Below are 14907 nucleotides of genomic sequence, written 5' to 3' on the forward strand. Positions count from 1 at the left end.
CACCACAAAGTTAAACCATAAAATTAATAAATAAACTGAGTATCAAAAAACAAAATAAACCATATAGCGACAATTTTTCATAAAACTTAAATTATTTTTTGAGTTTTTTCGAATAAAAATTCCAAACCATTAAAAAACAATACCTTAAAAATGAAATATTTTGTTTCACCAGAGATTTTTGTCCCACAAAAACCTCAACCGACAATCACAAAAAAGCATTCAAACATATTAAACCATCAAATTGGAATATATTTTTAATATTTTAAAACCAATATTTACAAGCAGATCAAAAAATACAATAATTCACAAAAAAAGCATTTACTTATAATCTAAACAATGTTTTATTAGCGACCTAAAGCTTCAAATGATGAGGCGGGTTATTTATTGAGTGTGTTTTATAAACTAAAAATATTCACTAAATTAGAATAACAAGAAAAAGGAATGAGTTGGTTTGGCATCAATAAACAGTATTTTATGCTGCATTTTGTTAGCGACATTCTTTTTTGCTGGCAAAGTACAAGCAAGTACCATCGCTTATCAAACCCCTATGGAATTATCGCAATGGCAATTTAATGGCAGCCCTTATGGCTGCGAAATACGCCACCATGTCGATGGCTTTGGTGACTACGTACTTAGTGCAAAACCGGGCGAGAAAATTGATATCGCACTGCAAACCGATTGGCTAGCACTGCAGCAGCACGCAAGCAACATTAGTATTGTCAATGCCAGTTGGCAGGCAAATCAGCCGGTCGGTCAACACGGTACTCAGCTACAATGGCTGGGCAGACAAGCAAGTAGCCAACACAACACCGCCCAATTTGTTGAAGCGTTAGAGCTGGGCAAAACCTGGCAAACTTATATTCAGCCAAGTGCAGATATCGGCTACTTAGTAAAAAGCGCCCCAGTTAATACTCGCTCTGTCGCGCTCGCCTTTCGCCAATGTCGACAACAGTTGCTACCAAAGCCTTTCGAGTATGTACGCCATGTGACATTCAATTTTGCCAGTGCTGAGAGTCTGCTCACCCCGACTCAATTTAGCGATATCGAAGCGATCGCGGCTTATATCAAGGTCGATTCGAGCATCAAACAAGTCTTAGTTGATGGCCATGCTGACGCAGTGGGTGATCGCCTAGCAAACTTGGTACTCAGTAAGCAGCGTGCTGACGAGGTCAGTGCACGCTTAGTTGAAGTCGGCATTGATAGCGCCATGATTCAAGTTCGTCACCATGGCACCCGAGCACCACTAGCCAGTAACCACCATCAAGCGGGGCAAGCTAAAAACCGTCGTGTTTCCGTGAGGCTTATTAAGGACTCACCCAACCCACCGATAGCCCAAGACACCGCTGGAGTATCACAATAATGTCAACTTACGACTACCAATTGTCTAATGTTGCACTGTCTACGCACAGTCAAAATGAGTTGGCGTTATTAGGGTTTATGCCTTGCCATCGCCAAGCCACACACCCTTGGCTCGCGCTGATCGATCTCAGTCAAGCCGTTGCCGAAGACGTCACAGACATATTGAAAGCCAACCCGGCAAAAAACCAAATTGCTGTGTTAAAACCAGAACAAACTGACATTGCCACTACCGCCATGCAGCAGGGTGTTCAAGACTACCTTTTACACCCGATTGATGAAGCTCAGGTACAATCGCTATTTCGTCGTCTTCGCCGCCTAGAGCAACCCGATAATGAATTGGTTGTTGCTAGCGCAACGAGCCGACAATTACTGATGTTGGCCCATCGCGCGGCATCAACGGAGGCCAGCGTATTACTCACTGGCGAAAGCGGTACAGGCAAAGAGCCCGTAGCTCGATATATCCACCGTCACTCAAATCGTGCTGACAAACCTTTTATTGCAGTTAATTGCGCCGCAATCCCTGAGAGTATTTTAGAGTCGATCTTATTTGGTCATGTTAAAGGTGCTTTTACCGGCGCCAGCTGTGATCAAGCTGGAAAATTTGAGATGGCCAATGGCGGCACTATCTTACTCGATGAAATTGGTGAAATGCCGATACTGCTGCAAGCCAAGCTACTGCGAGTACTGCAGGAAAGAGAAGTTGAACGAGTGGGCGGTCACCAGTCAATCGCGCTGGATATTCGTGTTATCGCAGCAACTAACCGAGATTTACGCCAAGCGGTTAAGCAAGGTGACTTTCGCGAAGACCTATTCTACCGACTTGATGTGCTACCACTAAAAATTACCCCGTTGCGGGATAGGCGCGAAGACATTTTGCCATTAGCGGCCCACTTTCTAAAACGCTACCAACCGATACAAACCGACAACTGTTTTCTCAGTGAAGCTGCAAAACAACTATTACTGGCCCACGATTGGCCGGGTAATGTACGTGAGCTAGAGAACACCATCCAACGTGCGTTGATTATGCGACGAGGCTTAGCCCTACAGGCCGCCGAACTCGGTATTGCCAGCGAGTCACATCACTGTGTCGTTGCCCAAAGCAATAGCGAGTCGGGTTTGAAGGCTTCTAAGAAACAAGCTGAGTTTCAATACATTATCGACACACTAAAACGATTCAATGGTCACCGTAGTCACAGCGCCGACTCCCTGGGAATGACCACTCGAGCTCTACGCTACAAGCTCGCACAAATGCGTGAGCAGGGCATAGATATTGACAAAGTACTGGCTGATAAAGGCCAGGCGGCCTGATCCAGCCACTCTGATTTAGGAATTTAATCATGTCTAACGCGACACTCATCAGCCCTCAGTCGATGATGGATACCATGAGTATCCACACAGAAATCGCGAAAGGGGCAATCAAAGTGGCCAGCAACCCCAGAGATTTTGGTGTGGCTACCCCTAGCTTTTCTGAGCTGATGCAGCAAAAAGTCACCGCGGTCAACAGCGACCAAAACTACTCCTCCGCGTTGATGCGAGCTGTAGATAGTGGTGAAAGCGATGATTTAGTTGGCGCCATGGTTGCTTCACAAAAAGCCAGTTTGTCTTTTTCAACCATGATGCAGATCCGCAATCGCTTAGTTCAAGCATTTGACGAAGTGATGAAAATGCCACTGTAACTATGCCGGTAACAATGACCCCTCCAGTAACCGCCAAACTTCATAGCAAGGATTAATCGAACATGTCTACCACTCTGGCCCAAAGCGCTGACGCAATCACGGACGTTAACGACAACCAAGACCTGCTCTCATCAGCCAAAGCCAAATGGCAACGATTCAATCGAGGAGACCGACAAGTATTGGTGCTCGCCGTGCTGGCCTGTGTGGTCGCATGCGTAATTGTACTGCTGCTGTGGACCGCCTCTCAAGGCTACCGTCCTTTATATGGGCATCAAGATAAAGTTGATACTGCTCAGGTGATTGAAGTACTTGAGGCAGAAGGGATCAATTACCAGATTGAAACCAATAGTGGCCTCATCTTGGTGCAGGAAGACAAACTCAGTAAAGCACGGATGTTACTCGCAGCAAAAGGCGTAAAAGCCCAACTACCTAGTGGCATGGAGTCACTGGATAACTCCGGTATTGGCACCAGCCAATTTATGGAGCAAGCCAAATACCGCCACAGTCTCGAAGGTGAGCTTTCACGCACCATCATGGCACTCAAATCTGTGCGCACCGCGCGGGTACACTTAGCCATCCCTAAGCGAACACTATTTATTCGAGCCCAGCCAGAACTACCTTCGGCATCAGTGATGCTTGATTTATACGCCGGCGCCAAAGTACAAGCCAATCAAATTGAAGCTATTGCAAATTTAGTTTCCGGCAGCGTTACCGGTATGACCCCAGAACGGGTTCAAATTGTCGACCAAGAAGGCAATCACTTAAGTGCTGGGGTGGCCATGAACCAAGACATCACCCAAGCACGAGATAGGCAACTAAAATACACCCAAGAGCTAGAGCAAAGCTTAATCAATCGGGCTTCAAGCATGTTAGCACCGGTATTGGGCCAAGAGAATTTTCAGGTTCAAATTGCCGCTCAGGTTAACTTTAACCAAGTCGAAGAAACCCGTGAAGCGATCGATCCTGACACCGTCGTGCGCCAAGAGAACTCTAGCACGGCAGAAACCAACAGTGAGTTAGCACTTGGCATTCCGGGCGCACTGGCTAACCAACCACCGGGTAATGATGCAGACGAAAACAATAATGCTAGCCGCAATTTAAATCAGCAGCAAAGTCGCCAATTTGAAGTGGGACGCTCGGTACGTCATACCCGTTTTCAACAGATGCAACTGGAAACTCTGTCGGTGTCAGTACTGCTTAACAACCAAGCTGCAGGCGAAGGTGGTTGGAGCGATGCGCAACTTAACCAGCTAGGCACTATGGTACAAGATGCCATCGGCTATACCGCTGCACGAGGCGACCAATTCAGTATTAATAGTTTCGATTTTGCGCCAGTACAAATCGCTCAATTTGAGCCAATGCCTTGGTGGCAAGCTGAGGGTTACCAAGCTTATCTGCGCTATCTGATTGGCGGCATTTTAGGCCTTGGGTTGATCTTATTTGTCCTGCGTCCGCTTGTGAGCCACCTCACCCGTACCGTGGACCACCACAGCGAAAACGAAAATGATGCGCAGCCGTTGGCAGCCATAGAAGACAATCAAGCCGCGGCATTGCCAGCCACCGATGATGCCCAAGCTTTAGCCGATCAATTAATGGCTGGCGGTAACGACAACGCCAGTACTTGGATGGGAACCCAGGGATTACCCGAACCTAGCTCGCCACTGACAGTGAAAATGGAACATTTGAGCCTGTTGGCAAATCAAGAGCCAGCGAGGGTGGCAGAGGTCATATCCCATTGGATCAGTGATAAAGAAAATCCGTAAATAACGCCATCGTGCTGAACAGAAAACAGCCCAACTTGATCATTACAGAAGTGAAAGCGAAATGAGTGAACCGAATATCAAAATGGACAACTTAGATCAGGCAGCGATGTTGCTATTAAGTATGGGAGAGAAAGGCGCGGCCCAAGTAATGGCCCACCTTGATCGCAACGATGTACAGCATCTTAGCCATAAAATGGCGCGACTTTCGAGTATCACTCAACAAGAAGCTGAAGCAGTACTCGGCCGATTTTTTATGCGCTATCAAGAGCAATCCGGTATCGCACGAGCCTCTAGAGGCTATTTGCAAAAAACCTTAGATATGGCATTAGGCGATCGGGTCGCCAAAAGTTTAATAGATAGTATTTACGGTGACGAGATCAAGACCTTAGTTAAACGGCTTGAATGGGTTGAACCCCAGCTGTTGGCGCGAGAAATCACTAATGAGCATAGCCAATTACAAGCTGTATTACTGGGGCTACTGCCAGCAGAAAGCGCCGCTCAAGTGCTGCAAAGTCTACCTGCAGCCGGTCAAGACGAGGTATTAGTGCGGATCGCGCAATTGGGTGAACTCGACCGCGATGTCGTCGACGAACTCAGACAGCTAGTCGAACGCTGCATGCTAATTGCCATGGAAAAAAGCCACACCCAAGTCGCAGGTATTCGCCAAGTCGCCGATATTCTCAATCGCTTTGAAGGTGACCGTGAGCAGCTAATGGAGATGATCAAACTACACGACAAAGGCCTAGCCAGTGACGTTGCTGACAATATGTTTGATTTCATCATACTAGGACGACAAAAAGCGGAAACCTTACAAGAAGTGATGGCCAATGTTCCCGCAGAAACCTTAGCCATCGCCCTTAAAGGCATCGACAGTGAACTCAAATCGACACTGTTGGACGCACTGCCAAAACGTATGTCATCGGCCATTGAGACTCAAGTCGACGCCATTGGCGCTGTACCAGTTAGCCAAGCCATTGCCGCACGACGCGAAATTATGGAGATCGCCAAGCAATTGATGGATGAAGGCGAAATTGAATTACAGCTCTTTGAAGAGCAAGTGGTGGAGTAACCATGACCCGCAACCCAAACAATAAATGGCGATTAAACAGCCAGTTGGCACGACGTCATCGTTTTGCCCCTTTGCAGGCACCAGAGCACAGCGATACACAGGAGCCTGGGTGGGACGACTACCAACAAGCTTATGATAAAGGCTATGAAGAAGGGCTCACAAATGGCCATCGTGAAGGCCTAGAGTCAGGTAAAGAGGAAGGCCGCCGCGCGGGGCATGCCGCGGGCTTCAACCAAGGAAAGACCGCCGGTGAACTGGCAGGAAAAACCGATATTGATCAGCAGCTCAATGAGGTGCTGACACCACTGAGTGCGCTAAAATCTCTGCTCGAAGAAGGCTACAACCAACAGATCAATGAACAGCAATCACTCATTCTTGATCTGGTTCGCCGCGTATCTCAACAAGTGATTCGCTGCGAGTTAACGTTGCAACCACAACAGATATTGGCTTTGATTGAAGAAACCTTAGCCGCCCTACCAGATAACCAAGGCAACATTGCCATTCATTTGGAGCCCAGTGCAGTAAAACAACTGCAAAATCTTGCAGCAGACAAAGTGGCAGGCTGGCATTTAGTAGCAGACGCTGACATTTCAGCAGGTGGCTGTCGAATCGTTACCGAACACACAGATGCCGATGCATCGGTTGAAACTCGTCTCAATGCTTGCATGGATCAAGTGCAGGCCAAACTCGCTCAAGCCCATGACTGAAGCAGGTAAAATCGATAATATTTTAGACTGGCCAACTATCCCAGTTGCGCAGATCTATGGTCGATTGACCCGGGTAAAAGGGCTCATTCTCGAAGCGGTAGGTTGTGAGTTGGGCATGGGAGATCGCTGTTTAATCGAATGCCGTGATGGCCGCTATATTGAGGCTGAAGTGGTCGGTTTTCATAAAGAAACCCTCTGCTTAATGCCCATTGAACACACGTCAGGCTTAATGCCAGGGTCTAGGGTATTGCCCTATCACCAAAGTGGCCAACTGTGCATCGACGATAGCTTGCTAGGCCGGGTGCTAGATGGTCGCGGCCAACCGCTTGATACTGGCCCTACCCCAGCCATGTGCTCGGCTACCGACAGCCATAAGCCCGTCACCAACCCCTTGTTACGTCGTCCAATCAACACCGCTTTAGATGTGGGTATTCGAGCAATCAATGGCCTGTTTCCTGTAGGACAAGGACAACGACTTGGATTGTTTGCAGGATCTGGAGTCGGCAAAAGTGTGCTACTCGGTATGATGACCCGCTTTACCCAAGCTGACATTGTCATTGTTGGCCTAATTGGTGAACGTGGCCGGGAGGTCAGTGAGTTTATCGAGTCAGCTTTAGGGCCAGTAGGTATGGCTCGCGCAATCGTCATTGCAGCCCCTGCCGACACCACGCCGTTAATGCGGCTACGCGCTATGCGCCTATGCCACACCTTAGCCTGTGGCTTTCGCGATCAAGGTAAGCGGGTGCTGTTACTGGTTGATTCGTTAACCCGCTATGCCCAAGCTCAGCGTGAAATTGCTTTGAGCTTAGGCGAGCCACCCGCCACCAAAGGTTATCCGCCTTCAGCCTTTGCCCAATTGCCTAGCTTAGTAGAAATGGCTGGTAATGGTCAGCACCCCCAGGGCACCTTAACCGCATTTTATACCGTACTGACGGAAGGTGACGATCAGCAAGACCCAATTGCTGATGCCGCTCGGGCGATTTTAGATGGTCATATCGTTCTCAGTCGTAAGCTAGCGGAACGAGGCCACTTTCCCGCTATCGACATCGCTGCCTCCATTAGCCGTTTAGCGGCGCAATTGAGCGATACCTCGCAGCAACAAGCAATACAACGGTTTCGTCATCTCAACGGACGCTATCACGAAGTCAGTGAACTGTTACCCCTTGGCGGCTACCAACCCGGGCAAGATGCGGATATGGATCTGGCGGTACAAAGTTACCCACAGCTGGTCGAATTTCTTACTCAAGGGATAGATGAACGTGCTGATCGCACCCAAAGTATGCAGCAATTATTAGACTTAATTGGCCCATTGCAACCACCTTCGTCACTGGCATAGGAAAGCAAAATGCAGCAGTTAATCAAGCTTAAGCAACAAGAAGAAAAGAAACTGACCAAGCTAGGACAACAGCGTCACGAAGCGGCGAATCGACTGCAACATAGCCAACAACAAACGGCACAACTGAGTGCAATGCTGCAGCAATATCAGCAAACTAGCGATAAGAATTTGCACCCACTACTCTTGCAAAATAACACCAGCTTACAACAAAGTTTGCGGCCGATGGTGCAACAAATGGTCAGGAAAAATGGCTTGCTTGCCCAAGAACAACAACGAATAGATGATTTGTGGCGCCATCAACTGCAACATAGACAGCGGTTAAATTGGTTAGTACAACAACGCCACAAACAGCGACTACGAGACATTGAACGACGTGAGCAGCAACAACTAGACGATCTCGCCCAAAGAGCGCGAATTAACGACTAGCGAAGTCCTTCACCATAATCGTTCACGCCGGTATCTTCTTGCTGCAAGATACTGGCAATCACAGCTTGCTGAGTCACCAACAGTTTACCATTAGCATCATTCATCGCTTGGCTCTCTTTCACCGCAGCCAATAAGTTCTGCCACCATAAACTCAATTGCTCTTTATGCTGGGCAGGTAGTTTCTCTAACAACAGCGCCATGCCTTGTGCATCACCACTGAATCCAAGCTGATTGAGAAATTGACAGCGGGCTTTGGCGCGTAACATCAACTCATCACAAAGCGCAGTTTGGTGCTCATTATGGTGTGATAACCCTTGGTTATCTCGACGCTGCATCAGCTCTCGTTGTCGCTTGAGTAAACTTTTGAGTTGTTTATAGCCTTCGATATCCTGACGAATACCACGAACCAGTGACTGCAACACTTCGCGTTTATTGACGGTAAGTTTATCCATGTTGACGTAACATCGCCTCAGCTATTTCACCAATATCAATACGAAAAGTGCCATTGGCTATCGCTTGACGTAAGCCACTGACTTTGTCGCTATCTACCTCTGCAAGTTGCGCAAGTTGCGGCTTGGCTTGGTCGAGTAATTGCCAATCATCACTGGTACTTTTGGTCGCACTCGGATTAGGTTTGGCTTGCTGTTCATCGCGCTGATAGTGAGTCTGTGCGCGCTTATTAACGCCAACTTCCGCACTTAACGGGCTATTAACTTTGGTGATTTCCATCATAGATACTCAAGTGATAATGCAGTCACTATTAACAAGCGACACTTGAGCGTAAAAACTAAAATCAGATAGCCGAAAATTAGAAAATGGTTGCCACTCGCCCTTTGGCTATTGGATAAGCAATAATCACTTTGCCAGAACTGAGGTTTTTTACCCTAATACCTTTGCCCTCTCCCCCCGACTCTAGCGCCTCTCCTGGCATGTTGGCGTAAAAGCCGTTACTACGAGCTTCAATAATCACTTTATCACCTAAATTTACCCACATAGGTGCCGAAAGCTGATTGATTTGTATCGTTCGATGACGCCGGAGTTGCCGCTTCACTTGGCGACCAAGTAAATCCTCTAGCTGGCCCACTAACTGGCGATCACTACTTGATAGCACGACTGATTGAAAAACAATATCTTGCTCGCCAATGATCTCCCCGCGCTTTATCGCACGTGCAGCCACAGGCAGTCGCGCCGTCACCGTCACCTTGGCACGTACAAATAGGCTCCAGCCTTTGTCAAAGCACTGTACCCGCCGCTGCAAATTACCAAACGGCACTCCGGCAGCGGATTCAATGGTAATTTGTGAAGGGCACTGAGGCAGTGAACTGGCACCAGAAGGTACCCGAGGTTGAATTTGATGACTGACAATTTCAATCCCATTGAGCTGTTGCCACTGCTGTAACTCTGCTTCCAGCTGGGTGACAAACTGCTGGCGTATCTCATCAGCAACAGTCAGCGACTGCGCCATCGCCCCATGCGGAAGTAACAGGAAAACCGTCCACAACAAGCAGGAAAGACCTATTCCGTTTTTCAACAGTCACCTCAATTAAGCCATTGATATAAAACATCTAAGTTTGTTGGCACGTAAATTGATTGCTCAGATGCAGCAATTGGGAAATCGACCATACATTACTAGGAGTTTTCATGGCTATCAAGCTCGATGCCGCACTGGGCATTCACCCACAAACACTCGACTTTCGTGTCGAACGCAGCAAGATGCTGGCCGGGAACCTCGCCAATGCCGAGACCCCAGGCTACAAAGCCAGAGACTTAGACTTCAAGACGGTCATGACGCAAATCAATGCCGGAATGACTCCCGATCGCAACTACGAAGCCGCTTACCGAGTGCCTTACCAATCTTCCAGTGATAATAACACCGTTGAACTCGGTAAAGAGCAAGCTCGTTATTCGCAAAACGCCATGGACTATCAAACCAGTCTGACCTTCCTCAACATGAAAATTGCTGGCTTGAAGTCAGCCATTGAAGGCAAGTAGGAGAACAGCCAGTGTCATTTTCTGAGATCTACGATATCGCCGGTGCCGGCATGCACGCCCAAACCATCCGCCTAAACACGGTGGCAAGTAACTTAGCCAACGCTGGCGCAGCGGCAGAGAATCCCGACAGTGCCTTTAGAGCACTAAAGCCGGTATTTTCAACTATTTACAACCAAACCCAGCAGGGGCAACTCAGTGGCGCACATGTACAGGTCGCCGGTATTGTTGAAACCGACGCACCACTTGATATGCGCTATGAACCCAATCACCCGTTTGCCGACGAACAGGGGTATGTGGCGTACTCCAACGTCAATACCGTAGATGAAATGGCAGATATGATGGCTGCAAGCCGGTCGTTTGAAACCAATGTTGAAGTGATGAACCGCGCCCGTTCTATGCAGCAAGGCCTGCTGCAACTAGGAGCCAACTAACATGAGCGTACAAGCCCTAACGAGTCAACAAGACACCGGTACCCAAGGCGCTGACATTATGAGTTCCGCCGGTAGCGCTGCTGGCACCATCAAAAATGACTTCATGACATTGATGCTGGCTTCAATCCAAAACCAGGATCCTACCAGCCCCATTGATAGCAATGAATTTGTCTCGCAGATGGCGCAAATATCTCAAGTTGAAAGCTTAGAGCATATGCGAGCCAATCAAGCCATGAGCATGATCATGATGGAAAATCTCGGCATCGTGCAATCGGCACAACTCATAGGCAAAAGCGCCATGGTGCCAGCTAACGAATTTACGCTAGGCGATGACACTATCGACGGTAAGGTTTATCTCGAGTCAGGCGCAGAAGAGCTAGAAATCGAGATTAAAAATGATCAAGGTGAAGTGGTCGAAACTATCGTGCTGGGCCCGCAAGATAGCGGGGACATCGCCTTTAGCATCGATCCAGAAGAGTTAGACTTACCCGCTGGCGACTATGAAATTACCGCCAAGGTCACTGCAGGTGAAGAAACCAGCAACGCCGATACATTTATAAAAGCTCCCATTGAAAAAGTTCACTTTGTCAGCGCGTCCGGCGTGATGATGGCCGAGTTGGGCAATGGTCTAGGCACGATTTCTGTGCTTGAAATCTCTGAAGTGTCATAACAATTTAAGTTAAGGAATCCTAAGCATGTCATTCAATATTGCCCTTAGTGGTTTACAAGCAACAACCCAAGATCTCAACACCATCAGTAACAACATTGCCAACGCCTCAACAGTAGGCTTTCGTGGTGGCCGCAGCGAATTTGCCGCTATTTATAATGGCGGCCAAGCCGGTGGTGTTAACGTCATGTCCACCAGCCAAAACTTCTCTATGGGCGGCGGTCTAACTTACACGGGTCGTGAATTGGACATGGGCATCCAAGGTGAAGGCTTTTTCATGCTTTCTACAACCGATGGCGGCACACTTTACTCTCGTGCAGGCATGTTTAATCAGGACGCAAACGGCTTTGTGGTTGACCCTATGGGTAATCGCTTACAAGGCTATCCCGTTGGCCCAGGTGGTCAATTGCAAACCGGTAATGTGAACGACTTACAAATCCACTCAACATCACTGCCGGCGAAAGCCACTAGCGATGTTAGCCAAATATCAAATTTAGATGCGCGTGTTGATGCCATCGACCCTGCTACCACCCCGTTTGATCCTGATGATGCCTCAACTTACCATTCGTCAACAACGGTAACGGCTTACGACTCACTGGGTAAAGAGCATGCGCTAACCCAGTATTACGTTAAAACTGGCGACAATACTTGGCAGGTTCATTACCGCATGGATGGCGAAGATGTCACTCCTGCAGGCGGTCATACATTGGATTTCGACTCAGATGGCAACCTCATCGCGGGCGACTCAATCACTTTAGATATTAACGATCCCAATATTGTCGGCGGTGCTTCAGATATGAGCCTGACGCTAAGCTATGCCAACAGCACCCAATATGCGGCCGATTATAACAACTCAAGCTTGACTCAAAATGGCTACACCTCTGGCGAGTTGAACGGTATTCGTCTCGATAACGACGGTATGCTGTACGGGGTATACACCAATGGCCAAGAGCAAGTGCAAGGACAAGTGGTTTTAGCTGCCTTTAACAACCCCAATGGCCTTACACCGGTGAGCAACAACGCCTGGACCGCTAACCCTTCAACGGGACAAGCCACTGTCGGCACCCCTAATACGGGGACCTTCGGCAACATGGCTGGAGGCTACCTAGAAGGCTCAAATGTTGACACCACAGCGGAAATGGTGGGGTTGATGAATGCCCAGCGCAACTACCAATCTAACGCCAAAGTGCTTCAAGCCAATACCAGCATGCAACAGTCTTTGCTTAACGCTATTTAGGATCGCACATGGATAAGATGATCTATACCGCTGCCAGTGGTGCTAACCGAATAATGGAAGCGCAAGCGATACGGGCACATAACTTGGCCAACGCTGATACTCACGGCTTCAAAGCCGATTTAGAGCGAGTACAGGCTCAAGTGGTGCCTGGAGTTGGCAATAGCCTAACCACCCGCGTCATGGCGCAAACACATAGCAACAGCTTTGACCGCCAAAGCGGTGAGCTTAACCCCACTGGCCGCACTTTAGATTTAGCTATCCGCGACCAAGGCTTATTCAGTGTCATGACCGGAGCAGGTGAAGGATATACCCGCTCGGGTGCCATTGTCCCTGATGCCAATGGCCAACTCACCATCGATGGCCGTCCTGTGGTCGGTATCGATGGTCCCATTGTGCTGCCTGAATACCGAGATTTGTTCATTGGCGATGACGGCCGCATTAGTGTGCTAGCCGCGGCCGGTGAAGTCATTGAAGAGGTTGGCCAACTAAAACTGGTTAACCCTGACCTGCAAGCAATAGAAAAAGGCACCGACGGTCTACTTTATAGCCGTGATGGCCAGATGTTGGCCGCCAACAATGAAGTAAGAGTCAATAGCGGTTACCTCGAAGCCAGTAATGTCCAAGCGGTGAGCGAAATGATCGCCTCAATGGATTTAAGTCGTCAATTTGAAGTACAGGTCAAGTTGATGAAAAGTGCAGAAAAGCTAGCCGAAGCGGGCAATCGCCTGCTTAAAAACGCGTAATTAAGGAGCATTAAGGTGCAATCAGCATTATGGGTAAGTAAAACTGGGCTTAGTGCTCAAGATGTCAAAATGACCACCATTGCCAACAATTTAGCCAACGTTAATACCACTGGCTTTAAGCGCGATAGGGTGGCATTTAACGATCTGTTTTATCAAACGCAACGTCAACCTGGCGGTCAAGTTGATGAACTCAATGAACTGCCTTCAGGTTTACAGCTTGGTGCAGGTACGCGGGTGGCAGGCACCCAAAAAGTGTTTACCACTGGCGATCTGTTAACCACCAACCAACAACTTGATTTAGCCATTGAAGGCCAAGGTTTCTTTCAAATTGAAGAACCCAATGGTGAGCTAGCCTACACCCGTGATGGTCAGTTCTTTCGCAACAACGATGGCCTAATGGTGACCTCTCAAGGCTTACCTATGGTGCCCAATATCGAGATCCCGGAAGATGCACTCACCATCACTATCGCAACCGATGGTGTGGTATCGGCGCAAATAGCCGGAGAAGCCGAAGCACAGGAACTTGGGCAAATCACCTTAGTTAGTTTTACCAACCCTGCAGGTTTAGAGGCGCGCGGTGACAACTTGTACCGGGAAACAGGCGCATCAGGTGCCGCTCAAGAGGGCATTGCGGGTGACCAAGCTATAGGTCAATTGCGCCAGGGCGCGTTGGAAGGGGCGAATGTCAATGTGGTTGAGGAGATGGTTGAGATGATCTCTACCCAACGCGCATATGAAATGAATGCCAAAGTCGTATCAGCGTCCGATGACATGCTGAAATTCCTCAACCAAGCCGTGTAATCAACGCCCACGCGTAAGGAGTCATCATGCGTTATTTATGGATAGGGTTCATGTTGTGTTTATCGGGCTGTGCCGCCCATTTTCCGGAGCCCGAAACAAAACCTGGGCAACCGGAATGGGCGCCGCCGGAGATTGATTACAGCCTGCCAGAAGCTAAAAATGGCAGTGTGTACCGTCAAGGCTATATGTTGACCCTATTCAAAGATAAACGCGCGTTTCGCGAAGGTGACATTCTCACCGTCGCGCTTGATGAAAAGACCTATTCCAGTAAACGCGCCGATACCAAAGCCAACAAAGAGCAAGATATGGCGATTGGCGGCCAAGCTTCGACCGGCAGTGACAGTTTCAATGGTAGCGGCAGCGGGTCAGCCTCTCGCGGATTCAAGGGATCAGGCTCCAGCACGCAGCAAAACCAGCTATCTGGCTCTATCACCGTCACCGTCGCCAAAGTATTACCTAATGGCGCGTTGTTAATCCGCGGTGAAAAGTGGCTGCGCCTGAACCAAGGTGATGAATACTTGCGTTTACTAGGGCTGATACGCACCGACGACATCGGTAATGACAACACTATCTCATCACAGCGAATTGCCGATGCTCGTATCATCTATGGCGGCCAAGGCGCGATTGCCGACAGCAACGCTATGGGCTGGGCGGCACGCTACTTTAATAGTCCTTGGTTCCCACTGTAATGCAGCAACTC

General features: G+C 48.6%; 18 protein-coding genes. 15 read left to right on the forward strand and 3 right to left on the reverse strand.

The window, feature by feature from the left end; genetic code table 11:
* Positions 1–451: 451 nt before the first annotated feature.
* The 8 genes from FLM48_RS22040 to FLM48_RS22075 all read left to right on the forward strand — a co-directional run bounded on the left by FLM48_RS22040 (position 452) and on the right by FLM48_RS22075 (position 8336).
* A complete protein-coding gene (locus FLM48_RS22040; protein ID WP_179026157.1) occupies positions 452–1360 on the forward strand; it encodes an OmpA family protein in 909 nt (302 codons plus the stop codon).
* Positions 1360–2667 carry a sigma-54-dependent Fis family transcriptional regulator gene (locus tag FLM48_RS22045; protein ID WP_179026158.1) on the forward strand — a complete coding sequence of 436 codons (1308 nt, stop codon included), beginning with the start codon at positions 1360–1362 and terminating at the stop codon, positions 2665–2667. Before FLM48_RS22040 ends, FLM48_RS22045 begins: the two co-directional genes overlap by 1 nt.
* Positions 2668–2696: 29 nt before the next feature.
* Positions 2697–3035 carry a flagellar hook-basal body complex protein FliE gene (gene fliE / locus FLM48_RS22050; RefSeq protein ID WP_028774275.1) on the forward strand — a complete coding sequence of 113 codons (339 nt, stop codon included), beginning with the start codon at positions 2697–2699 and terminating at the stop codon, positions 3033–3035.
* A gap of 62 nt (positions 3036–3097) precedes the next feature.
* Positions 3098–4798: a flagellar basal-body MS-ring/collar protein FliF gene (gene fliF, locus FLM48_RS22055; protein WP_179026159.1), complete on the forward strand. Its 1701-nt coding sequence runs from the start codon at positions 3098–3100 to the stop codon at positions 4796–4798.
* Between the two features lie 82 nt (positions 4799–4880).
* Positions 4881–5867, forward strand: a complete 987-nt coding sequence (locus FLM48_RS22060) for a flagellar motor switch protein FliG (protein ID WP_028774273.1) — start codon at positions 4881–4883, stop codon at positions 5865–5867.
* Positions 5868–5869: 2 nt separating this feature from the next.
* Complete coding sequence (gene fliH, locus FLM48_RS22065) at positions 5870–6574, forward strand: flagellar assembly protein FliH (protein ID WP_179026160.1); 705 nt, start codon at positions 5870–5872, stop codon at positions 6572–6574.
* Complete coding sequence (locus tag FLM48_RS22070) at positions 6567–7910, forward strand: FliI/YscN family ATPase (protein ID WP_179026161.1); 1344 nt, start codon at positions 6567–6569, stop codon at positions 7908–7910. Before fliH ends, FLM48_RS22070 begins: the two co-directional genes overlap by 8 nt.
* 9 nt (positions 7911–7919) lie before the next feature.
* Complete coding sequence (locus FLM48_RS22075; RefSeq protein ID WP_179026162.1) at positions 7920–8336, forward strand: flagellar FliJ family protein; 417 nt, start codon at positions 7920–7922, stop codon at positions 8334–8336.
* Here the strand turns inward: FLM48_RS22075 and flgN are convergent.
* The 3 genes from flgN to flgA form a co-directional block, all read right to left on the reverse strand.
* A complete protein-coding gene (flgN, locus tag FLM48_RS22080; RefSeq protein ID WP_179026163.1) occupies positions 8333–8788 on the reverse strand; it encodes a flagellar protein FlgN in 456 nt (151 codons plus the stop codon). The genes FLM48_RS22075 and flgN overlap by 4 nt on opposite strands.
* Positions 8781–9068: a flagellar biosynthesis anti-sigma factor FlgM gene (gene flgM, locus FLM48_RS22085; protein WP_179026164.1), complete on the reverse strand. Its 288-nt coding sequence runs from the start codon at positions 9066–9068 to the stop codon at positions 8781–8783. Before flgM ends, flgN begins: the two co-directional genes overlap by 8 nt.
* A gap of 76 nt (positions 9069–9144) precedes the next feature.
* On the reverse strand, positions 9145–9867 hold the full coding sequence (flgA, locus tag FLM48_RS22090; protein WP_256871000.1) for a flagellar basal body P-ring formation chaperone FlgA: 723 nt from the start codon (positions 9865–9867) through the stop codon (positions 9145–9147).
* Positions 9868–9977: 110 nt separating this feature from the next.
* On the opposite strand from flgA, the gene flgB reads away from it, so the two are divergent.
* Genes flgB through flgH form a run of 7 tightly spaced genes read left to right on the forward strand, consistent with a single transcriptional unit; the run spans position 9978 to position 14896 of the window.
* Positions 9978–10328 carry a flagellar basal body rod protein FlgB gene (flgB, locus tag FLM48_RS22095; RefSeq protein ID WP_179026165.1) on the forward strand — a complete coding sequence of 117 codons (351 nt, stop codon included), beginning with the start codon at positions 9978–9980 and terminating at the stop codon, positions 10326–10328.
* An 11-nt stretch (positions 10329–10339) separates the two neighbouring features.
* The gene (gene flgC / locus FLM48_RS22100) at positions 10340–10759 is read left to right on the forward strand and encodes a flagellar basal body rod protein FlgC (RefSeq protein ID WP_179026166.1); all 420 of its coding nucleotides are present in this window, start codon (positions 10340–10342) and stop codon (positions 10757–10759) included.
* 1 nt (position 10760) lies between these two features.
* Positions 10761–11429, forward strand: a complete 669-nt coding sequence (locus FLM48_RS22105) for a flagellar hook assembly protein FlgD (RefSeq protein WP_179026167.1) — start codon at positions 10761–10763, stop codon at positions 11427–11429.
* Positions 11430–11454: 25 nt separating this feature from the next.
* Positions 11455–12663: a flagellar hook protein FlgE gene (gene flgE, locus FLM48_RS22110; protein WP_179026168.1), complete on the forward strand. Its 1209-nt coding sequence runs from the start codon at positions 11455–11457 to the stop codon at positions 12661–12663.
* A gap of 8 nt (positions 12664–12671) precedes the next feature.
* A complete protein-coding gene (locus FLM48_RS22115; protein ID WP_028774262.1) occupies positions 12672–13406 on the forward strand; it encodes a flagellar basal body rod protein FlgF in 735 nt (244 codons plus the stop codon).
* Positions 13407–13421: 15 nt separating this feature from the next.
* Positions 13422–14207, forward strand: a complete 786-nt coding sequence (gene flgG, locus FLM48_RS22120; RefSeq protein ID WP_179026169.1) for a flagellar basal-body rod protein FlgG — start codon at positions 13422–13424, stop codon at positions 14205–14207.
* A gap of 26 nt (positions 14208–14233) precedes the next feature.
* Entirely contained in the window at positions 14234–14896 is a 663-nt protein-coding gene (gene flgH / locus FLM48_RS22125) for a flagellar basal body L-ring protein FlgH (RefSeq protein WP_028774260.1), read from the forward strand.
* Positions 14897–14907: the final 11 nt, after the last annotated feature.

This window comes from Shewanella sp. Scap07, assembly GCF_013394145.1.
Taxonomy (GTDB): Bacteria; Pseudomonadota; Gammaproteobacteria; order Enterobacterales; family Shewanellaceae; genus Shewanella; species Shewanella waksmanii.

Coding starts and splice junctions, on each gene's coding strand:
- fliF (WP_179026159.1), top strand. CDS start 3,098: ATGTCTACCACTCTGGCCCAAAGCGCTGACGCAATCACGGACGTTAAC.
- FLM48_RS22045 (WP_179026158.1), top strand. CDS start 1,360: ATGTCAACTTACGACTACCAATTGTCTAATGTTGCACTGTCTACGCAC.
- fliH (WP_179026160.1), top strand. CDS start 5,870: ATGACCCGCAACCCAAACAATAAATGGCGATTAAACAGCCAGTTGGCA.
- FLM48_RS22105 (WP_179026167.1), top strand. CDS start 10,761: ATGAGCGTACAAGCCCTAACGAGTCAACAAGACACCGGTACCCAAGGC.
- flgH (WP_028774260.1), top strand. CDS start 14,234: ATGCGTTATTTATGGATAGGGTTCATGTTGTGTTTATCGGGCTGTGCC.
- fliE (WP_028774275.1), top strand. CDS start 2,697: ATGTCTAACGCGACACTCATCAGCCCTCAGTCGATGATGGATACCATG.
- FLM48_RS22070 (WP_179026161.1), top strand. CDS start 6,567: ATGACTGAAGCAGGTAAAATCGATAATATTTTAGACTGGCCAACTATC.
- flgN (WP_179026163.1), bottom strand. CDS start 8,788: ATGGATAAACTTACCGTCAATAAACGCGAAGTGTTGCAGTCACTGGTT.
- FLM48_RS22115 (WP_028774262.1), top strand. CDS start 12,672: ATGGATAAGATGATCTATACCGCTGCCAGTGGTGCTAACCGAATAATG.
- flgE (WP_179026168.1), top strand. CDS start 11,455: ATGTCATTCAATATTGCCCTTAGTGGTTTACAAGCAACAACCCAAGAT.
- flgM (WP_179026164.1), bottom strand. CDS start 9,068: ATGATGGAAATCACCAAAGTTAATAGCCCGTTAAGTGCGGAAGTTGGC.
- FLM48_RS22060 (WP_028774273.1), top strand. CDS start 4,881: ATGGACAACTTAGATCAGGCAGCGATGTTGCTATTAAGTATGGGAGAG.
- FLM48_RS22075 (WP_179026162.1), top strand. CDS start 7,920: ATGCAGCAGTTAATCAAGCTTAAGCAACAAGAAGAAAAGAAACTGACC.
- flgB (WP_179026165.1), top strand. CDS start 9,978: ATGGCTATCAAGCTCGATGCCGCACTGGGCATTCACCCACAAACACTC.